The sequence below is a fragment of the Sphingomonas sp. Root720 genome, from assembly GCF_001428605.1.
GTDB lineage: Bacteria > Pseudomonadota > Alphaproteobacteria > Sphingomonadales > Sphingomonadaceae > Rhizorhabdus.
Window position 1 is genome coordinate 332,017 of the sequence record NZ_LMID01000010.1, and the last position, 26,498, is coordinate 358,514.

General features: G+C 67.5%; 18 protein-coding genes. 13 read left to right on the forward strand and 5 right to left on the reverse strand.

Translation table 11 applies throughout. The features are described from left to right. A complete protein-coding gene (locus ASE22_RS08945; RefSeq protein WP_056357693.1) occupies positions 1-1,215 on the forward strand; it encodes a spinster family MFS transporter in 1,215 nt (404 codons plus the stop codon). Positions 1,216-1,218: 3 nt separating this feature from the next. Here the strand turns inward: ASE22_RS08945 and ASE22_RS08950 are convergent, their stop codons facing one another. Both ASE22_RS08950 and ASE22_RS08955 read right to left on the reverse strand, forming a co-directional pair. Further along, complete coding sequence (locus ASE22_RS08950) at positions 1,219-2,136, reverse strand: DUF481 domain-containing protein (RefSeq protein ID WP_056358725.1); 918 nt, start codon at positions 2,134-2,136, stop codon at positions 1,219-1,221. Positions 2,137-2,252: 116 nt separating this feature from the next. Continuing rightward, on the reverse strand, positions 2,253-3,995 hold the full coding sequence (locus tag ASE22_RS08955; RefSeq protein WP_056357696.1) for a DUF885 domain-containing protein: 1,743 nt from the start codon (positions 3,993-3,995) through the stop codon (positions 2,253-2,255). 176 nt (positions 3,996-4,171) lie between these two features. On the opposite strand from ASE22_RS08955, the gene ASE22_RS08960 reads away from it, so the two are divergent. The 3 genes from ASE22_RS08960 to ASE22_RS08970 are packed head-to-tail and all read left to right on the forward strand — an operon-like array spanning position 4,172 to position 7,664. Then, positions 4,172-5,701, forward strand: a complete 1,530-nt coding sequence (locus ASE22_RS08960; protein ID WP_056357698.1) for a peptide ABC transporter substrate-binding protein — start codon at positions 4,172-4,174, stop codon at positions 5,699-5,701. Further along, positions 5,698-7,185 (forward strand): ABC transporter substrate-binding protein, encoded by a 1,488-nt coding sequence (locus ASE22_RS08965; RefSeq protein ID WP_056357701.1) that lies wholly within the window; start codon positions 5,698-5,700, stop codon positions 7,183-7,185. The genes ASE22_RS08960 and ASE22_RS08965 overlap by 4 nt, the downstream gene beginning before the upstream one ends. 35 nt (positions 7,186-7,220) lie before the next feature. Beyond that, a complete protein-coding gene (locus ASE22_RS08970; protein ID WP_056357704.1) occupies positions 7,221-7,664 on the forward strand; it encodes a DUF4112 domain-containing protein in 444 nt (147 codons plus the stop codon). 81 nt (positions 7,665-7,745) lie between these two features. Here ASE22_RS08970 and ASE22_RS08975 read toward each other — a convergent pair whose 3' ends face one another. The 3 genes from ASE22_RS08975 to ASE22_RS08985 all read right to left on the reverse strand — a co-directional run bounded on the left by ASE22_RS08975 (position 7,746) and on the right by ASE22_RS08985 (position 12,641). Beyond that, entirely contained in the window at positions 7,746-8,507 is a 762-nt protein-coding gene (locus ASE22_RS08975; protein ID WP_056357707.1) for a DsbA family protein, read from the reverse strand. Next, a complete protein-coding gene (locus ASE22_RS08980) occupies positions 8,504-9,886 on the reverse strand; it encodes a M48 family metalloprotease (RefSeq protein WP_056357710.1) in 1,383 nt (460 codons plus the stop codon). The genes ASE22_RS08975 and ASE22_RS08980 overlap by 4 nt, the downstream gene beginning before the upstream one ends. 82 nt (positions 9,887-9,968) lie before the next feature. After that, the gene (locus tag ASE22_RS08985) at positions 9,969-12,641 is read right to left on the reverse strand and encodes an Rne/Rng family ribonuclease (protein ID WP_056357712.1); all 2,673 of its coding nucleotides are present in this window, start codon (positions 12,639-12,641) and stop codon (positions 9,969-9,971) included. A 473-nt stretch (positions 12,642-13,114) separates the two neighbouring features. On the opposite strand from ASE22_RS08985, the gene ASE22_RS08990 reads away from it, so the two are divergent. The 9 genes from ASE22_RS08990 to ASE22_RS09030 all read left to right on the forward strand — a co-directional run bounded on the left by ASE22_RS08990 (position 13,115) and on the right by ASE22_RS09030 (position 26,337). Then, the gene (locus ASE22_RS08990; RefSeq protein ID WP_056357715.1) at positions 13,115-14,347 is read left to right on the forward strand and encodes an N-acetylmuramoyl-L-alanine amidase; all 1,233 of its coding nucleotides are present in this window, start codon (positions 13,115-13,117) and stop codon (positions 14,345-14,347) included. A 206-nt stretch (positions 14,348-14,553) separates the two neighbouring features. After that, complete coding sequence (locus ASE22_RS08995) at positions 14,554-17,025, forward strand: penicillin-binding protein 1A (protein ID WP_056357719.1); 2,472 nt, start codon at positions 14,554-14,556, stop codon at positions 17,023-17,025. A 127-nt stretch (positions 17,026-17,152) separates the two neighbouring features. Beyond that, entirely contained in the window at positions 17,153-18,280 is a 1,128-nt protein-coding gene (gene prfB, locus ASE22_RS09000) for a peptide chain release factor 2 (protein WP_056357722.1), read from the forward strand. A gap of 327 nt (positions 18,281-18,607) precedes the next feature. Beyond that, positions 18,608-18,877, forward strand: a complete 270-nt coding sequence (locus ASE22_RS09005; protein ID WP_235536232.1) for a hypothetical protein — start codon at positions 18,608-18,610, stop codon at positions 18,875-18,877. Between the two features lie 246 nt (positions 18,878-19,123). After that, positions 19,124-20,230, forward strand: a complete 1,107-nt coding sequence (locus ASE22_RS09010) for an efflux RND transporter periplasmic adaptor subunit (protein WP_327196967.1) — start codon at positions 19,124-19,126, stop codon at positions 20,228-20,230. A gap of 10 nt (positions 20,231-20,240) precedes the next feature. Further along, positions 20,241-23,387 carry an efflux RND transporter permease subunit gene (locus ASE22_RS09015; RefSeq protein ID WP_056357731.1) on the forward strand — a complete coding sequence of 1,049 codons (3,147 nt, stop codon included), beginning with the start codon at positions 20,241-20,243 and terminating at the stop codon, positions 23,385-23,387. Beyond that, complete coding sequence (locus ASE22_RS09020) at positions 23,384-24,865, forward strand: efflux transporter outer membrane subunit (RefSeq protein ID WP_056357734.1); 1,482 nt, start codon at positions 23,384-23,386, stop codon at positions 24,863-24,865. Before ASE22_RS09015 ends, ASE22_RS09020 begins: the two co-directional genes overlap by 4 nt. A 261-nt stretch (positions 24,866-25,126) precedes the next feature. Next, on the forward strand, positions 25,127-25,849 hold the full coding sequence (locus tag ASE22_RS09025) for a hypothetical protein (protein WP_056357737.1): 723 nt from the start codon (positions 25,127-25,129) through the stop codon (positions 25,847-25,849). A gap of 92 nt (positions 25,850-25,941) precedes the next feature. Further along, the gene (locus ASE22_RS09030) at positions 25,942-26,337 is read left to right on the forward strand and encodes an EF-hand domain-containing protein (RefSeq protein WP_056357740.1); all 396 of its coding nucleotides are present in this window, start codon (positions 25,942-25,944) and stop codon (positions 26,335-26,337) included. The last annotated feature ends 161 nt before the right edge of the window (positions 26,338-26,498 follow it).

Sequence of the window (26,498 nt, forward strand, 5' to 3'; positions counted from 1 at the left end):
ATGATGGCGATGCTGCTGATCGCCTATACGCTCAACTTCATCGACCGGCAGATCATCGGCATCCTCGCTGTGCCGATCAAGACGGACCTCCAGCTCAGCGACGCGCAGCTCGGCCTGATGGGCGGACTCGCCTTCGCGCTGTTCTACACCGGGCTCGGGATCCCGATCGCGATGCTGGCCGACCGCCGCGACCGTTCGAAGATCATGACCGCCGCGCTCGCGGTGTGGAGCCTGATGACCGCGCTGTGCGGCTTGGCCCAGAATTTCTGGCAGCTTTTCGCCTGCCGGCTCGGCGTCGGCGTCGGCGAGGCGGGCGGCGTGGCGCCCGCCTACACGCTGATCGCCGACATCTTCCCACCCGAAAGGCGCGCGCGGGCGCTGGCGCTCTATTCGTTCGGCATCCCGATCGGCAGCGCCACCGGCATCGTCTTCGGCGGGGTCATCGCCACCTTGATCGACTGGCGGTCGGCCTTCTTCATCGTCGGCGCGCTCGGCCTGCTGCTCGCGCCCGTCTTCCGCAAATATGTCCGCGATCCGCGCGGCGACAGGCCCGTCACGGCCCAAGCCGTCAGCCTGCGCACCGTCCTCGCCACCCTGCTGGCCAAGCCGAGCTTCTGGCTGCTCAGCCTCGGCGCGGCCTGTTCGTCGATGATGGGCTATGGGCTGTTCTTCTGGCTCCCGAGCTTCTTCGTCCGCAGCTTCGGCATCAGCCTGCTCGACGCTTCGCTGGGCTATGGCGCGATCCTGCTCGTCGCCGGACTCGCCGGCATCTGGATCGGCGGCGCCCTGTCGGACCGGCTGGCCACGCGCTCGAAGGGCTATTACGCGCTCGTCCCGGCGCTGGCCTTCGTCGGCACCATCCCCTTCTACGCGCTCGGCATCTCGGCCCATTCCCTGGTCGCCAGCCTGCTGCTGCTGCTCGTTCCCACAGCGCTCGGCCTCGTCTGGCTCGGTCCGGTCATCGCCGCGGTCCAGGCGGTGGTGCCCGCGCCGATGCGCTCGACCACCTCGGCGATCTTCCTGTTCGTCAACAACCTGATCGGCATCGGCATCGGCACCCCGGCGATCGGCTGGATCTCCGATCATCTCAAGGTCCGATATGGCGACGAGGCGCTGCGCTACGCGATCCTGTCGGGCACCGGCTTCTACGTCCTCGCGACGGCCTTCCTGCTGCTCGCCGCGTGGCGCCTGCCGCGCGACTGGCACCGGGGCTGACGCTCAGAAGCTGTAGACCAGCGAGGCGCGAGACACGGTATCGGTCCGCTTCTGGTCGGGCGGCGCATCGCGTTCATACTGGACGTTATAGGACAGCCGCCCCTTGAGCGGGCCGAACAGCAGCGTCTCGATCGAGGTGGTCGAGGCCGCGGTGGTATTGTCCTTCTGGACGTAGACCGCCAGCTCCTGGGCCAGCGTGACTCGTGTCCAGGGCGTCCACTTCAGGTTGAGGCCGCCGCGTCCGGCGATCCGCTGCTCGTCTGGCCCGCCGTCGTAGAAGCTCGTATATCGGAAAGCGGGGCCGGCATCGAATTCGAGCCGCATCCTCGGCGTGTTGACCGCCACGACACCCAGGCCAAGACCGGCCGTCAGCCGGTGCTCGTAGCCGAGGAAGCGGTCATGCTCATATTGGGTGAGGCCGAACGCATAATAGCTGGGGCTGATCTTGTAGCGCGGCTGCCAGGCAGCGACGGCACGCTCGGTGGTGGGCTGGCCATCGGTTTCCTGATAGTCGATCCGCAACGACATATCATGCTGCCAGTCCAGGCCGGAACGCTTCAGCTTCGCCCCGCCATAAAGGCCCAGCGTCCGCGAGTTGCCGGTCGACCAGCTACCGCCGAGCTCGAACTGCCCCGTCCACAGCGAGAAAAGGCCCGCCGAGGCGAGCCGCTCGCGCTCGGCATCGGCGTTCGCCTTTGCCTTGGCGGCAAGCTCCCGGTCATGGTCGGCGGTCATGGCGTCGATCTCGGCGGCGCTCTCCGGGTTGGTCCGCCTGGCGATCGCGACCACAGCGGCGATGGTCTGCGGTTCGTCGCTCGCCAGCGCCGCCTCGATCATCGCCCGCACCGCGTCGGGAAGGGGTGCCGCCACCGCGGGGCTGCCCGCAGCCATTGCCACCGTTGCCCAGATGATGCGCTTCATCATTCCTCCGCTTCGAAAACGGTGCTCCGCTACCATGATCCGCCTGAACGGCGCGCGACCACTTGGGGATTTCGGCGGATTTTTGGGCCGGGCCGTCCCGGCGGTGCTTCCTGTCGTCAGTTCGGCAAGGGCCACGGCCCCTTGCCGCCCTCCGCGATGAAGCGGTCGGTGCGCGTGGCGACGACCGGTAGCGGCACCGAACCCAGCGACAGGATCATGTCGTGGAAGGCACGGATGTCGAACCTGCCGCCCAGTGCGGCCTCGGCACGGACGCGCTCCTTCTCGATCTGGAGCTGCCCGAGGTAATAGGACAGCGCCTGCCCCGGCCAGCCGATATAGCGATCGACCTCGGTCGCGATCTCATGCTCGCTGAGCGCGCTGTTGTCCTTGAGAAAGGCGATCCCTTGCTCGCGGGTCCAGCCCTTGCTGTGGATGCCCGTGTCGATCACCAGCCGGGCGGCGCGCCACATCTGGTAGCTGAGCATGCCGAACCGCTCATAGGGCGTGTCGTACATCCCCATCTCGACGCCCAGCTTCTCGCAATAGAGCGCCCAGCCTTCGCCATAGGCAGAGACGTAGGTGTAGCGCCGCCAGTCGGGCCGGTCCTCATTCTCGGCCGCCATCGAGGTTTGCCAGCTATGGCCAGGCGCCGACTCGTGGAGGGTCAGTGCGGTCAACTGGAACAGCGGGCGCGACGGCAGGTCGTAGGTGTTGAGTAGATAACGGTCCGGTCCGCCCCGCCCGGCGGTATAATAGGGCGCGATGTCGTCTGGGACCGGCACGATCCCGAAGCGGCCGCGTGGCATGCGGCCGAACCATTGGGCCGCGCGCCCGTCGAAGCGCTTCGCGGTCCAGGCGGCTCGATCGAGCAACTGCTGCGGCGTCTTCACGTAAAATTGCGGGTCGGTGCGCAGGAAGCGGAGGAAGGCGGGGAAATCGCCCGCGAACTTCACCTCCTTCATGATCGCGTCCATCTGGGCGCGGATCTTCGCGACCTCGGCGAGGCCGATGCGGTGGATCTCCTCAGGCGGCAGGTCGAGCGTCGTGTAGGCGCGGATCTGGGCGCGATAATAGGCCTTGCCGTCAGGCCACCCCTCGGCAGCCAGTCCTTCGCGCAGGCGCGGCAGATAGTCCTTGCGCATGAAGGCGAGCAGTTCGGCATAAGCGGGGATGATCCGATCGCGGATCAGCACCTCGGCCTCGGCGCGAAGCTCTTCCCGGCGCGCCGCCGGGATCGTGGCGGGGAGCGCCTCGAACGGCTCGAACCACAGCGTATCGCGCGGGGATTTCGCCTCGGCGATCATCGCGATCGATTGTTCCCGCCCGGCCATGATGATCTTCGGCGGCGTGAAGCCGCGCTTGAGCCCGGCGCGCATATTGGCGGCGTTCTGCGCGAAATAGCGCGGAATGTCGGCCATCATCGACAGCATCGCGCGGGCATCCGCCTCGCTCCGGATCGGCTGGCGCGCATAATAGCCGAGATCGGCCCAGAAGCTGCTGTCAGAGTTGAGCGGCTTCTCGAAATCGCGGAAACGCTGGGCGTCGAGCAGCGTCTCGATCTGCGCGCGGTAGACGCCGTAATCCTCCTGCTTGTCCGGCGAGAGGTCGGCGGGTCGGATCGCGTCGAGCGCTTTCAGCGTCTCGGTCCAGGTGGCGAGCCGAGCCTGCTGGCTGCTCGGGCTTTCATCCGGAAGATGCCTGGGGATGCCGCCCTTGTTCGACTCCTCGCTCTGGAAGCTCTGCTGTCGCCAGGCCCATTCCTTCGCGCTCAGCGCGTCGAAGCGGTCGTCGACGGGGTTGGCAAAGGCCGGGGTGCCGATGAAGATCGCGGCAGCGGCGACTATCTTGAGCAGGTACATGATGCCAATGTGGCAAATCCCCGCCCCGCTCGCCAGCGCAGTAATCTGCCGCGACCCCGGCGAAAGCCGGCTCTCCCTTTCTCGAAGGCGAAAGGACGGGGATATCCCGGCTTTCGCTGGGATGCCGGGAAAAGGGGTTGAGCCATACGGCCCTATCGGGCCACATCGCGTTACCGATGCATCGCCTGCTCCTTCCCCTGCTCCTGCTGCTGGCCGCCTGCCATGACGGGCCGCGCGCACCGCTGCCGCGGGATCGGCTGATCCGGCTCGCGGATGACGAGGTGAAGACGCTCGATCCGCAGAAATCCTCGGACCTCGCGACGATCCGCATCGGCCAGGACCAGTTCGAGGGGCTGACCCGGATGAACGGCGAGGGCCGCGCCGAACCCGGCCTCGCGAGCGGCTGGACCGTCTCTCCGAACGGACTCCTGTGGCGTTTTCCGCTACGCCCCGATCTGCGCTTCTCGGACGGAACGCCGATCACCGCAGCCGTCTTCGTCCATGTCTTCGCACGGCTGCGGGACGCGGCGACCGCCTCCCCCAATGCCGCCCTGTTCGCCGACATCGACCGGATCGACGTCGAAGGGCGGACGGCCGTCGTCCGGCTGCGCGCCCCGATGCCGTCGCTGCCGCAGCTGCTCGCGCTGCCTTCGCTGGCGGCGCTGCCGATGCACCGGATCGCCCGGGCCGGCGACGGATGGACGGCCGAGCGGCCGCTGGTGACCTCGGGCCCCTATCGGCTCGTGGAGTGGCGTCTCAACGAACGGCTGCGGCTCGATCGCAATCCCCGCTGGCATGGCGGCAAGGCGCCGATCGCCGGGGTCGAATGGCGCCCGGTCACCGACCGGCTGACCGCGCTGCGCAGCTTCGTCGCGGGAGAAGCCGACGTGGCCAGCGACTTTCCGCCGACCCGCGCCGCCTGGATCGGGGCGCAGCGGCCGGGCACCGCGCATGTCGCCCCGTTCAACGGCAGCTATTATTTTGCCTTCAACACCACCCGTCCTCCCTTCGACGACGTCCGCATCCGCCGCGCCCTGTCGCTGGCGGTCGACCGGCCGTGGATCGCCGAAGCGCTGATCGGGCTGGGAACCCGGCCGGCCTGGGGCGTGGTTCCGCCGGCGGTTGCGGGCGAGCCCGGCGCCTATCGCCCGGCCTGGGCGGCGTGGCGCAAGGAGAAGAGGCTGGCGGCGGCGCGACGGCTGCTCGCTGACGCCGGCTACGGTCCCCGTCGCCCGCTCGGCTTCGACATTCGCTTCAACAGCGATGCCGATCATCGCCGGGTCGCGGTGGCGCTGGCGGCGATGTGGCGGCCGCTGGGGGTCGAGGCGCATCTGCTCAACAGCGAATCCTCGCTGCATTTCGCCAGCCTGCGGCGCCGCGACTTCGCCTTCGCGCGCTCGGGCTGGATCGGCGACGTGGCGGCGCCCGAGAACTATCTGGCCGTCCATCGGTCGGACGCGGGAACGATCAATTATTCGGGCTATGCCAGCCCCGCCTTCGACCGCGCGCTCGACCGGGCGATGGCGACCGCCGACCCTGCTGGCCGCGCCCGGGCCATGCGCGTGGCCGAGGCGATCCTGGTCGAGGATGCGCCGCTGATCCCGCTTTATCATTATGTCAGCCGCGCGCTGGTTGCCCCGAGGGTCGCGGGCTGGCACGACAATGCCTCGAACACCCACCCGAGTTGGACGTTGAGCCTGAAATGATACGGCCCACCCTGATCGCGCTTTCCACCGCGCTGCTGCTCACCGGCTGCGGCGGCGGCGATGGCGGCGGACAGGTCGCGGTCAGCGTGATCGGGCGCGAGACGCGAATGCGCGATCCGGCCTCGGTCCTTCCGCGCCAGGCCGATGCCGCGCTGCTCGGCGCTGTCGCGCAGGGTCTGGTACGGCTCGACGCGGCCGCGCAGGTCGAACCCGGCCTCGCGATCCGCTGGGCGATCTCCGACGACGGGCTCTATTATACCTTCCGGCTCGACCGGGAGCTCGCCGAGGCCGACCGGGTCGCCGCTCAGCTCCGCCGCCTCATCCGCCGCTATCACGAAGCGGCGCCCGGCGTTCGGATCGACGCGGTGCGCGAGATCGTGGCGGTGACCCCCGAGGTCATCGAAATCCGCCTGTCGGCGCCCCGGCCCGAACTGCTGGCGCTGCTGGCCGGTCCCGCCTATGCGCTGCCCGCCGGCGGCGGCACCGGCCCGCTGCTCGTCGACGGCTCGGTCGGACGGCTCACCACGCTGCGACCCAAACCCGGCGACGGTAATATCGAGGACGAGCGGGTGAAGGCCTTCGCCCGCCGCCGCATCCATCTGCGCGGAGAGCGGGCGGCTCTGGCGGTCGCGCGCTTCGCCCGGGGCGACAGCCAGCTCGTCACCGGCGGCGGCTATAACGATTATATCTACATCCGGCTGGCCGGCATTCCGCCGCGCAGCGTGCAGATCGATCCCGCCAACGGGCTGTTCGGCTTCCGGGTCGCACGGCCGAGCCCGGCGATGATGGCGGCGGAAATCCGCCAGGCTCTGTCCATGTCGCTCGACCGCGAGGCGCTGGGGTCCGCGCTCGGAGCGAGCGGCTGGCGGCCGACCCAGGCGATCCTGCCGCCCGGCCTCACAGACCTCGCCGAACCGAGCCGTCCCTTCTGGGCCCAGGCCTTCGCCAATGTCCGCGGATCGGATCGGCAAGCCTTCGAGGCGCGGGTCCAGACGGCACGGCGGATCGTCGGCATCTGGCGGAGCCAGCATGGCGGCGACGAGCCGGTGCGGATCGCCGTCGCCATGCCCGAGGGGCCCGGCTCCGCCATCCTGTTCACGGCGATCCGTCGGCAATGGCGGATGATCGGCGTCGACGCCGAGCGGGTCGGTCCGCGCGCTGCCGCCGACCTGCGCCTGATCGACGAGGTCGCCGTCGCCGACCAAGCCGACTGGTATCTCGCCCATTTCCTCTGCACCCAAGGGCTCCCCTGCAGCGAGGAGGCCGACCAGGTCTTCGATCTCGCGCGGTCGGCAACCGATCCCGCGCGGCGTGCGCATCTTATCGCCGAGGTCGAGCAGCGGCTTGCCGCGATCGCTCCGTTCATCCCGATCGCGCAGCCGCTGCGCTGGTCGCTGGCCGCGCCCGGCCTGAACGGTTTCCAGCTCAATGCCCGTGCGGTTCACCCCCTGGCGCCGTTGGTGGGGAACCAAAATGGTCGTTGATGCGATCAGACGGCACGGATTTCGGAGATGATCGCATGAGACGCCCCACCACGGTCGATTTCGACAGCCTCACGGACCGGTTACCCGGCATGGGCAACGACCCGGCCTCGGTGCGCCGCCGGGTCGAGGCGATGGAGGGCCTGCTCGAACGGATGTTCGTCCTGCCGGGGCTGAACAAGCCCGTCGGCCTCGACGTGCTGCTCGATCTGATCCCCGTGGTAGGCCCGGCGATCGGCGCGGTGATGGGCAGCTGGCTGGTCTGGGAAGCCCGCAATCTCGGCATGACGAAGTGGCAGATGACCCGGATGTTCGGCAATGTCGGCGTCGACCTGCTGCTGGGTGCCATCCCGTGGATCGGGGCGATTCCCGATTTCTTCTTCCGGTCCAACAGCCGCAACCTGAAACTGATCAAGCGGCACCTCGACCGCCACCACCCGGCGAGCGCGACGATCGAAGGCGGGGTCGTCGCGCGGCGGTGACGATCATCGTCATCCAGGTGGCGTCTCGCGGCAGGCGGGATGGGCCGACCCCTTGCCTCCGTCGAGGCTGAAGCAACGAGACTATACGCGCTTTCGCGCGTCGGCGATCGCCTGCTTGAGCGCGTCATAGCCGACCGCGCCCTTCAACATCTGCCCGTTCACCACGAAAGTGGGCGTTGCCAGCGCGTCGTCGATCCGGCCCGCCAGCTCCATGTTCCTGTGCAGCTCAGCCGTCACCTCGGGACCCTCGATGTCGCGCTGGACCTTCGCCAGATCGAGCTTCATCGACCGAAGCACCATCGACACCTTGGCGCCGTCCGGCCGGCCGGCGGCGAACATGCGTTCGTGGAAAGTGCGGAAGGCGCCCTGCCGTGCCGCCGCGAGGCCCGCCTTGGCGGCGATCTCGCTGCCGGGACCCAGGATCGGGATTTCGCGCCAGACGACCTTCAGCTTGGGGTCGTCGGCAATCAGCCGATCGATGTCGGGCAGGCTCGACCGGCAATAGCCACAGGCATAATCGGTGAACATGACGAGGGTTACGTCGCCGTTGCGGTCGCCGGCCCATGCCGATTCATACGGCGTCTCGAGCGCAGCTTTGTTGGCCGCATAGGCATCCTTGCTCTGCCTCTCGCGCAGCTTGTCGATCGCCTGCGGGATGATCTCGGGATGGGCGAGAATATAGTCGCGCACGACCATCTCGATCCGCGCCTTGTCGGCGGGACGTTCAGGCGCGCGCATTCGCTGCGCCAGCATCGCGGCCCCGATACCGATCAGGATGGCGGAGCCCGCGCCGACGGTCGCGGCAATGCGCCGGTGGCGGATCATGAAATCTCGAATCATCATTTCTTTCGCTGGCTTGCCGCAGCTCGCGCCGACAAGGCAATATCCTCGGCCCGGAGATAATCCGGGGTGCCGCGCGGAATCCGCGTCATCGCGGCCTCGGCGCTGATCATCGCCAGCTGATTGTTGCCGATCAGGGCGTAGCGTTCCGCCGTCGCAAGCTGCGCGCGCGGTTCGTCGCCGAGCCGCGCATAGGCCATGCCGAGCGTATACCAGGCGAACGGATTGTCGCGGTCCCGCGCGACCGCGACCTTGAGCACGTCGCGGGCTTCCTGAAGGTGCTCGGGGTCTTCGGTAGCGAGCAGGGCATGGCCGAGCAGCGCCGAGATCAGCGGGGACGAGCGCGATCCCTGGACCGCGATCCGCAGCGGCGCGATCGCCTCCTTCGGCTTGCCCGATTCGAGCAATATCTGGCCCTGCAGCTCGCGATAATAAGGATCCTTGGGGTCGGAGGCGACGAGCTTCTCGACCTCTTCGACGGCCTTGTCGGGATAGGCTCCGCGATGCCAGGCATAGGCGCGTGCATAATGGGCGGCGGCGCTCTGGTCGCTGTCGGGATATTTGCGCAGCGCCGTCGTCGGGTCGTCCATATAGCCGATCAGCTTGGCCTTGATCCGCTTGAACTTCGCATCGAGCGCCGGATCGGTCTTGTTGTTGTACGCCGGCGATTTCATCACATCGCCCGTCAGCGTCGCTTCGCGTTCGCCGGACATCGGGTGGGTCTGCATGAAGGGATCGACCTCGGCATAGGTGGAGGCGTAGCGATATTCCTCCTTGCGCAGCTTCAGGAAGAAGCTGAGCATGCCCTTGCCGGAGATCCCGGCCTTGTTGAGGAAACCGACGCCCGCGGCGTCCGCGCTCGATTCCTGTACCCGGTTGAAAGCGAGGAACTTGCCCAGCGCGGCCTGCTGGCCCGCCATCATCACGCCCATGCCCGCCTCCGCCGACCCCGCCGCCATCGCGGCGGCGCCGAGCAGCAGCGACAGCAGGGTGATGCCGGTGGCACCCTGCGCGCCCTCGCCGAAGCGGATCACGTGGCCCCCGGTGATATGGCCGATCTCGTGCGCGATCACGCCCTGGATTTCGTTGGTGTTGTCGGCGGCCTCGATCAGTCCGCTATGGATATAGACCGCCTGCCCGCCGGCAACGAAGGCGTTGATCTCCTTGTCGCCGATCAGGATGATGTCGACATTGCCGGGCTGGAGCCCCGCGGCAACGACGATCGGTGCCGATATTTCCTTGAGATAGGCCTCGGTCTCCGCATCGCGCAGGATCGACTGGGCCATGACCGGCTGAGCGCCGAGCGCCAGCGCGAGCGCAGCGACCAGCAGCGCCCGCAGCATCCGGCCGAGCCGGCGGGTCGACAGGGCAACCATATCCATGATCAGCCTTCCTCGCGCCGATCGCCTGAACCGCGCGTGAAGCGACGGGGCGGACCCTCTCGGGAAGGTCCGCCCCGCATGATCAGGCGCCGAAGGTCCGCTGCCACCAGCCGCGGCGCGGCGAGGAGCCGTCGTCGTCCTCGCCACCGGCATCGGCTTCGGCAGGCTCGGCTTCGGCTGCAGACTCGGCCGCTTCCGCCATAGCCTCGACGGTCTCGACCGGTTCGGCAGCGGCGGCCTTGGCGCGCGACCGGGTGCGACGCTTGGGCGCCGCTTCGGCGGCGGGCTCGGCCGCGACCTCGGCCGGCGCGGCTTCCGCCGGGGCAGGCTCGACGGGCGCGGGAAGCTCGGGGGCTTCCGCAGCGACATCGACCTTCTTGCGACGGCCGCCACGACGCGGTTTGGGCGCCTCGGCGACGGGCTCCGCTTCAGGCTCGACAGCGACCGGCGCGGTTTCCTCGACCGGCGCTTCCACCGTCTCGGCGACGGCCGCATCGGCCTTGCGGGCACGTGGCCGGCGACGGGCCTTGGGCGCTGCTTCGGCGGGTGCGACTTCCTCGGCGGCGACCGCGGGTTCCGCCGCAACCGGCGTGGCCTCGACGGCCGGGGCGTCGACCGCTTCGGCCTGCTCGGTCACCTCGGCCTCGGCACCCTCGCCACCCCGGCGACGGCCCGAACGGCGGCCGCGGCGACGGCGGCCGCGCGGCTCGGCAGAACCTTCTCCGGCGACGGCCTCCTCGGATTCTTCCGACGCCTCGCCATCATCGCCATCCTCGGCGGGCTCGCCGCCATCGTCGTCCTGGCCGCTGTCGTCCTGGCCGGTTTCGCCCTGGCCATCCTGATCGCGTCCGCGACCGCCACGGCGGCGGCGGCGGCGGCGGCGGCGGCGGCCGGCATCACCGCGCTCGCCATCCTCCTGGCCTTCGTCCTCCGCGTCGGCCTCGGCCGCGACTTCTTCCTCTTCTTCGTCGATCTCGTCGTCGATGTCGTCATCGAGCTCGATCGGGAGCGGCGCCGGCAGGCGCGGCGCATGGGCCGGCGGCGGACCACCCGCTTCGACGCTCATGCGGGCCCCTTCCAGCGTGCCGTCGGAGACGATCTCGATGACGACGCCGTAGCGCTCCTCGATCTCGGCCAGCTCGGCGCGCTTGCGGTTCAGGACATAGAAGGCGGCTTCCTGGCTCGCACGCAGCAGAAGGCGCGAGCCGCGACCGCGCGCGGCCTCGTCCTCGAGCATGCGAAGGGCGGAAAGACCGGCCGACGACGCGGTGCGGATCAGGCCGGTGCCTTCGCAATGCGGGCACTGGCGGGTCGAGGCTTCGAGCACACCGGTGCGCAGTCGCTGGCGGCTCATCTCGAACAGGCCGAAGCTGGAGATGCGGCCGACCTGGATGCGGGCGCGATCGTTCTTCAGCGCCTCCTTCATCGCCTTCTCGACCTTACGGATGTTGGAGTTGTTCTCCATGTCGATGAAGTCGATGACGACCAGGCCCGCCATGTCGCGCAGGCGAAGCTGGCGGGCGATCTCGTGGGCGGCCTCGAGATTGGTCGCGGTCGCGGTCTGCTCGATATTATGCTCGCGGGTCGACCGGCCGGAGTTGATGTCGATCGACACCAGCGCTTCGGTCGGGTTGATCACCAGATAGCCGCCCGACTTGAGTTGGACGATCGGCTGGTACATCGCCGCCAGCTGGTCCTCGACGCCGAAGCGCTGGAACAGCGGTACAGCGTCGGCATAGAGCCCCACCTTCTTGGCGTGGCTCGGCATCAGCAGCTTCATGAAGGCCCGCGCCTGGCGATAGCCCTCCTCGCCCTCGACGATCACCTCGTCGATGTCGCGGTTGTAGATGTCGCGGATCGCACGCTTGATCAGATCGCTGTCGCCATAGATCAGCGCCGGCGCCTGCGAGCCGAGCGTATTCTCGCGGATCTCGTCCCACAGGCGGGCGAGATAGTCGAAGTCGCGCTTGATCTCGGTCTTGGTCCGCTGGAGGCCCGCCGTGCGGACGATGCAGCCCATCGTGCGCGGCAGGTTGAGATCGGCCATGATCGTCTTCAGCCGCTTGCGGTCGGCCGCGTTCGAGATCTTGCGGCTGATGCCGCCGCCATGGCTGGTGTTCGGCATCAGCACGCAATAGCGGCCGGCCAGCGAAAGATAGGTGGTCAGCGCGGCGCCCTTGTTGCCGCGCTCTTCCTTGACGACCTGCACCAGCAGCACCTGCCGCCGGCGGATCACGTCCTGGATCTTGTAGCGGCGGCGCAGGTTCATCCGGCGCTGGCGCAGATTCTCCACCGCACCGTCGTCGGAACCGCCGCCGACCGATTCGCGACGCGTACGCGGCTTTTCGTCGCCGCCTTCGCCCTCTTCGTCCTGATCATGATCATGGTCGTCGTGGCGATCGTGAGCGTCGTCCTCGAAGTCCTCGCCGTCGTCGTCATGATCAGATTCGCGGGAGCGCAGCGCCTCTTCCTCGGCGGCATGCTCGGCCTCCTCGCGGAGCAGGGCCTCGCGATCCTCCTTGGGGATCTGATAATAATCGGGGTGGATTTCCGAGAAGGCGAGGAAGCCGTGGCGGTTGCCGCCATAGTCCACGAACGCCGCCTGGAGCGACGGTTCGACCCTCGTTACCTTGGCGAGATAGATATTCCCCTTGAGTTGCTTCCGCTCAGCGGACTCAAAGTCAAATTCCTCGATCCGGTTCCCCTGGACGACGGCCACGCGGGTTTCCTCCCGGTGGCGTGCGTCGATAAGCATGCGGGTTGTCATTAAAAGCTCTCCATGCGCGGGAGCCGGCAGCGCGGCCGGGCTTCGACGCGCGATATGATGAGGATGCGCCGCCGGGAGGAGCGGCAAGCCGCATCGTTTCCGGAAACGTCATCGAAGGTGAAAAAGGAGTATTCGCAGCCGTCGCATCGTCATTTCCGGCGCGACGCGCCGGAAAAAAGGCGCCGCCGCACGCGCCGCCAATATGCTGGCAGCGTATGAGACGGGGCGAAGAATGACTCATGCGATCGTCAACCTGTTACGCCGTCGCCACAGAGCGACGGTAAGGCCGGAACGGCGCTTATGCCCCGCCTGAACGGGGACCCGGCCGATATCCGGATAAAAACTGCTAGCATCCGATCGGAGACGGGGCAAGCATCACCGTACTGGACAAGCACGGTCAAGCTTTGGTTAAACTATTGGCAGTCGGCGTTTCATGACCGGCCGGGTATCACGGGGCCATCTTGCCAAAATCAGGTTTCAGCCAGCGTCTCGCCCTCGCGCTCTGCGCCGTGCTGCTGTCGCTCCTCCCGGCGGCGCTGCAGGCAGCGACGATTTCGGCGATCGAGATCGGCGGCACCGACGTGACGTTGCGGTTCGACCAGCCGATCGCCACCGCCTCCGCGTTCATGCTGTCGGGGCCGCAGCGGATCGCGGTCGACCTTCCGGGCGCGCGGATGAGCCGGGTCGCTGCCTCGGGCGGACTGATCGCGGCGACTCGCCACGGGCAATATGATCCCGACACAGCCCGGGTCGTGTTCGAACTGAGCCGCGCGGCGATCGTCTCGGACGCGACCTTCTCCCCCGACCACCGGGCGCTGACCCTGACCCTCAAGCAGGTCGACGAGAGCCTGTTCGCCCGCGCGGTGCGCAGGGGCCGCAAGCTGTTCGGCCTCGACGACAAGCCGGTCGACACGCGGTCGGCGCAGCGCGGCGGCATCACCGTCCCCCTCGATCCGCCGAAGCCGCTGCCGGTGCCCACCGTCAGCGGAGCGCGCGGCACGAAACGGCCGCTGGTGGTGATCGACGCGGGCCATGGCGGCCATGATCCGGGATCGCAGTCGGCGGACGGCCGCTACAAGGAGAAGGATATCGCGCTCGGCATCGCCAAGGCGATCCGCGACGAGCTGGTGTCATCGGGCCGGGTCCGGGTCGCGCTGACCCGCGGCGACGACCGCTTCCTCGTCCTGGGCGAGCGGCGCGAGATCGCCCGGCGGCTCAAGGCCGACCTGTTCATCTCGGTCCATGCCGACAGCGCAGTCAACAACGCGGCGCGTGGCGCCACGATCTACACGCTGTCCGAGGTCGCGTCGGATCGTGTGGCGGCACAACTCGCCGCCAAGGAGAACCGCGCCGACATCCTCAACGGTATCGACCTGGGCGGCGAGAACAACGAGGTCTCCTCGATCCTCCTCGACCTCGCCCAGCGCGAGACGATGAACATCTCGTCGCAGTTCGCGACCCTGCTCCAGCGCGAGATGGCGCCGACCGTTCATTTCAAGGATGAGGCGCACCGCTTCGCCGGACTGATCGTGCTCAAGGCACCCGACGTGCCCTCGGTGCTGCTCGAGACCGGCTACATCTCGAACGACGACGATCTCGGGCTGCTGCTGTCCTCCCAATATCGCCGCAACATCGCGACAGGGGTGCGCAAGGCGATCGAGATACATTTCGCCCGGCGGCTGGCGGGGGAATAATGGCCGTGTCGTTCAGCCTCAAGCGCCGACGGTCGCATCCGCGACCTCGGCTGTCCTCGCATAAGCTCGGACGCGCGTTCGTGCTCGCGGAGCCTTGGCAGGCTCCGAGGAAGCCAAGCGGGGCGGATGCCCGGCAGCCGGCGTCGGAGGGTCCAACAAGGACTCCCGATACTTCCAAACGCCTCCAAACCTGCTAGAGCGCGCCGGTGCCGAAGCTACCCGCCTTCCACAACCCGTTCCCAGGCTGGCGCGATCAGATCCGCCATCTCCGGACATTCCGAAGCTGGCGCTGGTCCGGCTATGTCCTCTGGTCGGCCGCGCTGATGTGGCTTCTGATCTGGTTCCTGTTCGCGCGCGGCCTGCCGTCGGCGGATGCGCTGCTCGCCTACCAGCCGCCATTGCCGACCAACGTCCGCGGCTATGACGGTGAGCCGATCGCCGATTTCGCGCGCGAACGGCGGGTACAGCTGTCGTACGACGAATATCCCCAGATCCTGGTCGACGCCTTCATCTCGGCCGAGGACAAGACCTTCTTCAGCCATCCCGGCGTCGATATCGGCGGCCTGGCCGGCGCGGTATGGGACTATACGACCAAATTGGGCAGCGGCCGACGCGCCAAGGGCGGCTCGACCATCACCCAGCAGGTCGCCAAGAACCTGATCGTCGGCGACGATTACTCGATCGCGCGGAAGGTCCGGGAGGCGATCCTCGCCTTTCGCATCGAAGGTGCGCTGACCAAGCAGCAGATCCTGGAGATCTACCTCAATCAGATCTTCCTCGGGCGCAACGCCTACGGCGTCCAGTCGGCCAGTCGCGCCTATTTCCGCAAGGATGTCGGCGAACTGACCCTGCCCGAGGTCGCCTATCTGGCGATCCTGCCCAAAGCGCCGTCCAACTACACCGTCGAACGCAACGCCGATCGAGCCCTGGAACGGCGCAACTACGTCCTCCAGCAGATGCAGGAGAACGGCTTCATCACCGCCGACCAGCGTCGGGAGGCTGCCACCGCACCGCTCGGCGTGGTCCCGCGCTATTCGCCGCGGGCGAGCGTCGGCGGATATTTCCTGGAAGAGGTCCGTCGCCAGCTGATCGAACGCTATGGCCAGACCGCGCAGGACGGGCCCAACGCCATCTATTCGGGCGGCCTGTGGGTACGTACCTCCTATGACGCCAAGGTCCAGCAGGCGGCCGAGGATTCGCTGCGCGATGGCCTCGTCCGCTTCGAGGCGGCGAGCGGCTGGCGCGGGCGGATCGCGCGGATCGACATCGACGACAACTGGGCGCGCAGCCTGTCGAATCTCAACGTCGGGGCCGGCTATGCCAACTGGCTCCCCGCGGTGGTCCTGGCGAAACAGGGTTCGCAGGCCGAAATCGGCTTCGAGAACGGATCGCGCGGCACCCTGCCGAGCGGGGGCGCGACGATGCCCAAAGCAGGCGTCGGCGGACGCGCCTTCGATTTCCTGAAGGTCGGCGACGTGATCGTCGTCCGGCGCGAGGGCGACGCCTGGTCGCTGCGCAGCATCCCCAGCATCTCGGGCGGCATGGTCATCCAGAACCCGCACACCGGCCAGGTTCTGGCGATGCAGGGCGGCTTCGATTCGCGCGGCTCGTCCTTCAACCGCGCCACCCAGGCGAAGCGCCAGCCGGGTTCGACCTTCAAGCCCTTCGTCTATGCCGCTGCGCTGGACAACGGGATGACCCCGGCCTCGATCGTCATCGACGGCCCCTTCTGCGTCTACCAATCGGCGCGGCTCGGTCAGAAATGCTTCAAGAATTTCTCGGGCCAGAATGCGGGCCAGCAGACGATGCGCTGGGGCGTCGAGCAGTCGCGCAACCTGATGACGGTCCGCACCGCCAGCCAGATCGGCATGGACAAGGTGGTCCGTACCGCCAAGGTGATGGGGATCGGCGATTATCCGCCCTATCTCGCCTATGCGCTGGGCGCGGGCGAGACGACCGTGCTCCAGATCGTCAACGGCTATTCGATCTTCGCCAACCAGGGCCGCGCGGTCACCCCGACGGTGATCGACTATGTCCAGGATCGCAACGGCAAGATCATCTGGCGCGCCGACAAGCGCGCCTGCGAAGGCTGCAACATGCCGAAATATGACGGGCGGCCGATGCCGCGTCCGCGGCTGCGGTCGAAACAGATTATCGACGCGATGACCGCCTATCAGATGCTCCACATCATGGAAGGCGTGGTCGAGCGCGGCACCGCGACAGTGCTGCGCGACTTGGGCCGACCGATGTTCGGCAAGACCGGCACCTCGTCGGGACCGACCAATGTGTGGTTCGTCGGCGGATCGGCCGACATGGTCGGCGGTCTCTATCTCGGCTATGACAATCCGCGCTCGATGGGCGGCTACGCCCAGGGCGGCACGATCGCCGCGCCGATCTTCCGCAGCTTTGCGGCCAAGGCGATGAAGGACATGCCGGTGGTCCCCTTCCGGGCGCCGGCCGGCATCCGCATGATCCGCATCGACCGCAAGACCGGTCGCCGCGTCTTCGGCGCGTGGCCCGACGGCAGCTATTACAGCTCGGTGATCTGGGAAGCCTTCAAGCCCGAGAGCGAGCCGCGCCGCACCATCCGCCGCGACGAGATCGCCAAGCGCGCAGCGCCCACCGCACGCGCGACTACCGACAGCGAGTTCTTGCAAAGTCAGGACGGCATCTACTAGGGCAACCGGCCATGGTCCCGTCATGCCAGCAAAGGCTGGCATCTCGCGAGGCAAGGGCGCGGCACCTATATATGCCTCTCGAGCGTCCGGCTTCGGCTGGAACGACGATTTTTATGGAGTTCGGAATATGCGCGCCGAAGCGCAAGCGAGTGTCGATCAGATCAACCAGGCGATGGCGCTCGTCCGCCGCTTCCTGGACTGGGACCGCGCGATGCGCCGGCTCGACGAACTCAACAACCGGGTCGAGGATCCGAAGCTGTGGGACGACGCCAAGGCCGCGCAGGAGGTGATGCGCGAGCGGCGGCGCCTCGACGAATCGATCACTGCGGTGAAGGCGATCGAACAGGAGCGCGACGACACGATCGAGCTCATGGAGATGGCAGAGGCCGAAGGTGACGCCGGTCTCGTCAACGACGGCGTCCAGGCGCTCGCGGCCCTTGCCGAACGCGCCGAGAAGGACAAGATCGGCGCCCTCCTCGCCGGCGAGGCCGACGGCAACAACACCTATATCGAGGTCAATGCGGGCGCCGGCGGTACCGAGAGCCAGGATTGGGCTGGCATGCTCCAGCGCATGTACAGCCGCTGGGCCGAAAGACGCGGCCTCAAGGTCGAGCTGGTCGATTTCCATGCCGGCGAACAGGCCGGAATCAAATCCGCCACGCTGCTGATCAAGGGCGAGAACGCCTATGGCTATGCCAAGACCGAGAGCGGCGTCCACCGCCTCGTCCGCATCAGCCCCTATGATTCGGCCGCGCGCCGCCATACCAGCTTCGCCAGCGTATGGGTCTATCCCGAGGTCGACGAGGATATCGACATCGAGGTGCTCGATAAGGACCTGAAGATCGATACCTATCGGTCGTCCGGCGCCGGCGGCCAGCACGTCAACACCACCGATTCGGCGGTGCGCATCACCCATATCCCGACCGGAATCATCGTCGCCTGCCAGAACCAGCGTTCGCAGCACAAGAACAAGGCCGAGGCGATGAAGCAACTCAAGGCGCGGCTCTACGAGCAGGAGCTGCAGAAGCGCGAGGCCGAGACGATGGCCGGCTATGCCGCCAAGACCGAGATCGGCTGGGGCCACCAGATCCGCTCCTACGTGCTCCAACCCTATCAGATGGTGAAGGATCTGCGCACCGGCACGACCTCGACAGCCCCCTCGGACGTGCTCGACGGAGACCTCGACCGCTTCATGGCCGCCGCCCTGTCGCAACGCGTGACCGGCGAGACGGTCGAGGTGGAGGACGTCGACTGACGGTCAGCCGGCAGACCGAAGGGTCGATGCGATCGTCGGCGCCCGGTTGCAGCGGCTCGACAGCACCGAATAGCGATCGCCCTCCCGCAACGACGCCTGCCGCTCGAAGCGAGAGGTGATCGGGGGAAAGATACCGTATCATTCCGCCCATACCCCGCAGTTGATCCAGCCCCTGGCATTGTTGCTCCTCGGTTACGGAAAATCGACAGCGACCGGCCCGCCCGAATTTTTTCCTGTACGCTCGATGAAGGAGCCATTCAGCGAAGCGACGGGTCGCGGCTCCTAACGTCGGTTGCCTGCGGGGGCTGGCATGGAGAGGAGTATGTCATGCGTATGAAAGCCATTTTCGCCGCGGTCGGCCTTGCCGTCGCGACCATAGGTATGAGCGGCGCGGCGCAGGCCCGGGACCGGTGGGACGACCATCGCTGGTCGCAGCATGATCGCCGCTGGGACAATGGCCGCCACTGGGGCAACGACCGCCATTGGAAGCACGACCGCCGCCTGCATCGCGAGTCGCGCTGGAACCGCCACAATGGCCGGCACGCCCGGTGCTGGACCGAATGGCGCCACCACCACCGGGTGCGCATCTGCCGCTGATCCGATGCCGGCGATGGCGGCCGCGCTGCGGCGCAGCAACGACCCCTCCTCCCTGCGGGGAGGGGGATACGTTTCTTTAACCGCATCAGACGCGGAAAAAAGCTCGCACGCGCACAGCCGACGATTGTTTTGCCAATCGGCTGCGTCTAGCAGGGCATAATGCCCGCCGCAGTTCGCGAAGGTTGCTAGATGATTTCCAAGACGGTGGGCCGCGGTAGCGGGCTCCTTCTTTCCGCTTGCGCGCTGATGGCCGGCTGTTCCAAGCAAAAGCCGACTCCACCGCCGCCAGAGGCCGGCTTCGTCGTGATGCGCGCCGAATCGGTGCCGCTGTTCGTCGAACTGCCGGGCCGTACCACCGCGTTCGAGACATCCGAGGTCCGCCCCCAGGTGACCGGCGTCCTCAAGGCACGGTTGTTCGAGGAAGGTAGCATCGTCCGCGCCGGTCAGACGCTCTACCGGATCGACCCAAGCCTTTTCCGGGCATCGGTCGACCAGGCCGCCGCCAATCTCGACAATGCCCGCGCGCAGCGCGAGGCGACCGCCGCACGGGCCCAGCGCCTCAAGCCGCTGGCCCAGATCGAAGCGGTCAGCAAGCAGGACTATACCGACGCCGCCGCCGCCGCCCGGCAGGCCGACGCCGCGGTCGCGCAGAACGCCGCCTTGCTCGACACGGCGCGCATCAACCTGCGTTTCACCAATGTGCCCGCGCCGATCAGCGGACGGATCGGCCGCTCGCTGGTCACCACGGGTGCGCTCGTCACCGCCGGCCAGGCGGATGCGATGACGACGATCCAGCGGCTCGATCCGATCTTCGTCGACATCCAGCAATCAAGCGCCGACCTTATTGCGCTGCGCCGCCAGCTGGCCGCGGGCAAGGGCTTCGCCTCTTCCGCCGCGGTGACGCTGAAGCTCGAGGACGGCAGCGCCTATCCGATCGAGGGCCGTCTCGAGTTCGCCGAGGCGATGGTCGACCCGCAGACCGGTACGGTCACGCTGCGCGCCCGCTTCGCCAATCCCGAAGGCCTGTTGCTGCCGGGGATGTTCGTCCGCGCCAACATGTCGCAGGTGACGGCGCGCGATGCGATCCTGGTTCCGCAGACCGGGGTGAGCCGCAACCCCAAGGGCGACGCTACGGTCGTCGTCGTCGGGCCCGGCAACAAGGCCGAACTGCGAACGGTGGTCGCCGACCGGACCGTGGGCGACAAATGGCTGGTGACGTCGGGCCTGAAGCCGGGCGACAAGGTGATCGTCGAGGGGCTCGGCAGGATAAGGCCGGGTCAGCCGATCCGTCCGATGCCCGCCGGTTCGCCGCCGCGCACGCCCAAGGCGGGTGCCTCGGCCAGGGCCGGCTGAGCCTTCCTCGATGATCTCGCGCATCTTCATCGATCGCCCTATCTTCGCATGGGTCATCGCCATCGTCATCATGCTGCTTGGCACGGGCGGTCTGCTCAGCCTGCCGGTGTCGCAATATCCGAACATCGCCCCGCCATCGGTCAATATCCGCGCCAATTATCCGGGCGCCTCGGCCGACACGGTCGAATCGAACATCACCCAGATCATCGAGCAGCAGCTGTCGGGCATCGACGGGCTGCTCTATTTCTCGTCGTCGTCCAGTTCCGCGGGCCGCGCCCAGATCACCGTCACCTTCGACAAGGGCGTCGATCCCGACATCGCCCAGGTTCAGGTCCAGAACAAGGTTCAGCAGGCATTGCCGCGCCTGCCCCAGCAGGTCCAGCAGCAGGGCCTGGTCGTCACCAAGTCCAACCCCGACTTCCTGATGGTGGTATCGGTCTATGACGAGAGCGGGCGGTCGACCAATCTCGACGTCGCCGACTATCTGACCTCGACCCTTCAGGATGGCATCGGCCGCCTGCCGGGCGTCGGCGACGTCAACGTGTTCGGTGCGCCCTATGCGATGCGCATCTGGCTCGATCCTTACAAGCTGGCCAGCTTCGGGCTGACGCCCGATGATGTGACCTCCGCGCTCCAGGCGCAGAATGCGCAGATCGCCGCGGGGCAGATCGGCGGCGTGCCGTCGTCCGACCAGCAGATGCTCAACGCGATCGTCACCTCGCGGTCGCGGCTTACGAACGCGGACGAGTTCAAGAAAATCCTCGTGAAGACGCAGGTCGACGGCTCGAAGGTGCTGCTGCAGGATGTGGCGCGGGTCGAGCTGGGCAGCGAATCCTATAATATCGTCGGGCGCCTCAACGGCCATCCGGGCGCCGGCATCGCGATCCTCCTCGCCCCCGGCGCGGATGCGCTCAAGACATCCGAACTCGTCCGGACCTATGTCGACGAGGCTGCGGGCCGCTTCCCGCCCGGTTATCGCCATGTCTTCGTCAACGACGCGACCGCCTTCATCAAGCTGTCGATCGAGGAAGTGGTCAAGACGCTGTTCGAGGCTATCCTGCTGGTCGTCCTCGTCATGTTCGTCTTCCTGCAGAGCTGGCGGGCGACGCTGATCCCGGCCATCGCGGTTCCCGTCGTCCTGCTCGGCACCTTCGGCGTGCTGGCCGCGGCCGGCTTCTCGATCAACACGCTGACCCTGTTCAGCCTGGTCCTGGCCATCGGCCTGCTCGTCGACGACGCGATCGTCGTGGTCGAGAATGTCGAGCGCGTGATGGAGGAAGATCCCGACATCAGCCCGCGCGAAGCGGCGATCAAGTCCATGGCGGAGATCAATACAGCGCTGATCGCGATCGCGCTGGTGCTATCGGCGGTGTTCCTGCCGATGGCCTTCTTCGGCGGCTCGACGGGCGTGATCTATCGCCAGTTCTCGATCACGATCGTCGCCTCGATGGCGCTGTCGGTCTTCGTCGCGCTGGTTCTGTCGCCGGCGCTGGCGGCAACCCTGCTGAAGCGGCCGGATCGCGAAAAGCGGGCGGCGCAGGACGGCCTGATCGGGCGTGCCTATCGGTTCGGCGACCGCTTCAACATCTGGTTCCGGCGGCTGACCGATCGCTATATCGATACGGTTTCGAAGCTGTTCGGCCGGACCCGCACCGCGCTGATCGTGTTCGTGCTGCTGGTCTTCGTTCTGGCGTTGGTCTTCCTCCGCCTGCCGACCGGCTTCGTGCCGACCGAGGATCAGGGCTTCGCGCAGACCCAATATACTCTGGCACCGGGCGCGACGATGAGCCGCACCGTCGCGGTGGCGCGCGAGATCGAGGCCTATATGGCCAAGAACGAGGCGGCCAACGTCCAGACATTCTACACCGTCAGCGGCACCAGCAGCGGCGGCCAGGGACAGAATACCGGCCGCGGCTTCCTTGCGCTCGCCCCGTGGGACGAACGCAAGGGCACCGAAAACAGCGCGGAGTCGATCGCCCACCGCGCCACCCAGGCCCTGTCGTCGGTCCGCGATGCCCAGATCTTCATCCTCACCCCGCCGTCGATCCCGGGCCTCGGACAGTCGACGGGCTTCTCGATGGAGCTGCTCAACTCGGGCAATCTGAGCCGGACCGAATTCAAGGCGCGCCGCGACCAGTTGCTCGCCGCGGCCTCCGCCGATCCCGAGCTCGCCAATATCCGCCTCGACACGCTCGAGGATACGCCGACGCTCGCGGTCGACATCGATTCGGACAAGGTCGGCGCCCTCGGCGTCAGCCAGGCCTCGGTCAACCAGACGCTGTCGGCGGCCTGGGGCGGCCAATATGTCAACGACTTCGTCGATCGCGGCCGCGTCAAGCGCGTCTTTGTCCAGGGCGACGCGCCCTTCCGCAGCCGCCCCGAGGATCTCGCCGCGTGGCACGTCCGCTCCTCGTCGGGGGAGATGGTCCCCTTTTCCGCCTTCGCCAAGGTCCACTGGGCGCAGACGCCCAATGTGCTGACGCGCTTCAACGGCGTGGCGAACTTCACCGTCCAGGGTCAGGGCGCACCGGGCAAGAGCTCGGGCGACGCGATGAAGCGGATCACCGAACTCGCCGCCGAGATCCCCGGCGTCTCGGTCGACTGGTCGGGTCTCAGCTACCAGGAACGGCTGTCGGGCGGCCAGGCGCCGATCCTCTACGGTCTGTCGATCCTCGTCGTCTTCCTCTGCCTTGCCGGCCTCTACGAAAGCTGGTCCATCCCGGTAGCGGTCGTCATGGTCATCCCGCTGGGCCTGATCGGCGCCACCCTGGCCGTGCTGCTGCGCGGGCTGGAGAACGACGTCTTCTTCCAGGTCGGCCTCGTCACCACCATGGGCCTCAGCGCCAAGAATGCGATCCTGATCGTCGAGTTCGCGGTGATGGCCGAGAATGACGGCAAGACGCCGCTGCAGGCGGCGATCGACGGCGCCCGCATCCGCTTGCGCCCGATCCTGATGACCAGCTTCGCCTTCATGTTCGGCGTGCTGCCGCTCGCCATCTCGACCGGCGCGGGCGCCAAGGCGCGCGTCGCGATCGGCACCGCGGTGCTCGGCGGCATGTTCACGGCCACGCTGCTCGCCATCTTCTTCGTACCGCTGTTCTTCGTGCTGGTCCGCAAGCTCTTCCCGCGCAAGCGCGGCGGGGAGGTCGGGGTATGATCCGGACCGCCGGGGCATTGCTGGCGCTGGCCGGGCTGGCGGCGTGCAGCTTTGAGCCCGCCTATCATCGCCCGGCGCCCGCCATCCCCGCCGCGTTGCCCGCCGCCGGCCAGGGCGAGACACCCGCCGCGCTCGATTATCGTCAGGTGTTCCGCGACCCCAGGCTGATCACGCTGATCGACCGGGCGCTCGCCAACAACCAGGACCTGAAGGCGGCCCTCGCCAATGTCCGTTCCGCCCGCGCGCTGGTGACAATCGCCCGCGCCGATCTCTTCCCGCAGCTCGACGGATCGGTGGGCCTCACCACCGGCGACAGCTCGAACGAGACGCGCGGCAATATCGGCGGCAACGGCGCCGGAACGGGCAATAACGGAAATGGGGCCAGCACCGGCGGGCAGCGGACCAGCTATAATGCCGACCTTGGGGTGAGCTGGGAAATCGACCTGTTCGGCCGGCTCCGCAGCCTGAACAATGCCGCCTTCAACGAATATCTCGGCAGCGAGGCCGCCCAGCGCGGCGCGCGGCTGAGCCTCGTCGCCGGGGTCGCCAACGCCTATCTGACGCTCGCCGCCGATCGCAGCCTGCTCGCCATCGCCGACGAGACCCGAGCCAGCGCGACCAAGAGCGTCGAACTGACCCGGGCGCTGCTCAAGGGCGGGGTCGCCCCTCGCACCGACCTACGCCAGGCCGAGACCATCCTCGCCCAGGCCGAGGCCGACCAGGCCAGCCTGGAGACCGCCGTCGCGCAAGATCGCAACGCGCTCCAACTGCTCGTCGGAGCGGCCGTGGAGGAAGAACTGCTTCCCGCCTCGATCGAGAGCCTCGATGGACAGCTGGTCGAGGTGCCCGCCGGACTCGATTCGTCGATCCTGCTGCGGCGTCCCGACGTGGTCGAGGCCGAATATGGGCTGCGCGCCGCCAACGCCCGGATCGGTGCGGCACGTTCGGCCTTCTTTCCGCAGATCGGCCTGACCGGGCTCGCCGGTTTCGCCAGCAGCGCGCTGTCCAACCTATTCCAGGGCAGCGCCTTCACCTGGAGCGTCGCTCCCTCGGCGACGCTGCCGATCTTCGACGGCGGCGCCAATCTCGGCAACCTGCGCTACTCCAAGGCGCAGCGCGACCTAGCGCTCGCCACCTACCAGAAGGCGATCCAGTCGGCCTTCCGCGACGTCGCCGACGCGCTGGCGCGACGCGCAACGATCGATCAGCAGGTGGCGGCGAGCGCCCGGCTCGACGCGTCGGCACGCGATTCGCTGTTCCTCGCCAATGCCCGCTACCGCGAGGGGATCGATCCCTATCTGAATATGCTCGACGCGCAGCGCACCGCCTATGGCGCGGCACGCACGCTGACGCAGGCCAGGCTACTCAAGGCGCAGAACCTGGTAACGCTGTACCAGTCGCTGGGCGGCGACCAGCTGATCGACACCGTCCCCCCCGCCCCCGCGGGCAGTCGCGCGAGGCGCGAAGACGCACAATAAGTCCGCCCTGGATCGGCATTATCGCGGGACGCGCGCGGCAAGCGCCGCAGCGGCCTCGGATCGGCCCCCGAACGTTGCGGATCATTCATCCTATCGTCAGCTTCGTCCCCTAGACGATTGTCGCGACGCTTCGTCCGGCCGCAGGCGGTGGCCGGTTGATCGACACAGGGCTGCCGAGTAAGGGGCGTGACTGCGCCCTGCCCGAGGCCGCCAACCGTTCCTCTCGTCGCCGGCCCTCGACCCGCCGCGCAGGACCAGCCGATGCGCCTGCCCTTCCTTTCCCATGCATGGACGACACGCCGCGACCTGCTGGGTCGCCGCGCGACCGGCATCCTGCTCGCGATCATCGTTCACATATTGGGCTTCCTGCTGCTGCTGTCGCTGACGCCGACGACGCTGCGGAAGCTGACCCCGGAGTTGAAGAGCTTTCCGCTGCTGTCCTTCTCCGAGAACCCCGCGCCGAAACCCGCCGCATCCGCCAGCGCCCAGCGGCACAGGACGGTGAAGACGCCACCCCCACCGACGGCGCCCCCGCCGCCGCCGACCCCGCTCAAGATGATGATGGTGACCTCGGAGGTGTTCCGGGCGAGCGACATCGCCAACATCCACCCCCAGCATGCCGACAGCGCCCCCGGCGCCGGCAACCCCGGCAGCGGCGACGGCGAGGGACCCGGCGAAGGACCCGGCGGGGAGAAGCTCTATCCCGCCGACTGGTATGTCGAACCGACCACGGCCGAGATGGCTTACTATATCAAGGAGCAGCGCCAGGCCGGCTGGGGCATGATCGCCTGCCGGACGATCCCCAATTACCGGGTCGAGGATTGCCAGGAGCTGGGGGAATCGCCGCGCGGATCGGGCCTGGCCCGCGCGTTGCGCCAGGCCGCCTGGCAGTTCAAGATCCGTCCGCCCCGCATCGGCGGCAAGCCGCAGATGGGGGTCTGGGTCCGTATCCTGTTCGATTTCCAGGTCGGCGTCGTGAAATAACACGGGCTCCTTCGGGACCGAGACGCAACCCATTCAGCCGCCGGTCAGTTGTGGCCCCCTAGATGCCCCCACATCGCAATGGGATCACGACCATGACGAAAATGATCTTTGTAGCTTTGCTTTCGCTGTCCGCCGCCACCGCCGCACATGCCGGGCTGGAACTGGGCCAGCGGCCCATCACACGCACCGAGGTCGCCACTGTCGCGAAAAAGCAGTTCGCGGAGATGGACGCCGACAAGGACGGCTCGGTCAGCCCCGATGAGTTCCAGCGCTATCGCGAAGTCCAGAATGCCCAGCCCGACCAGGGCCGGGGCCTGACCCATATCGGACGCAGCTGGTTCGACAAATGCGATACCAATGGCGACGGCAAGGTCAGCCTGTCCGAGGCCCAGGCCCGCCCGCTCGGCCTTTTCGACATGGCCGACGCCAATCGCGACGGCGTCGCGAGCCTGTCCGAACAGTCATTGGCCATGCTGTTCATCAAATAGACAATGACCGGCGGTCGCGGGGCCTTTGCGTACCTCGTCGTCCGGCGGAGGCCGGGATCTCCGGACAGTGGGGGCAAGCGCGAGGCAGGCCCCGCCCGATGATGCCTGCCTCGCTGGCGTGACGCAGAGGGACGGGGTGTCGCTTGGGAAGCTCCAGCTTT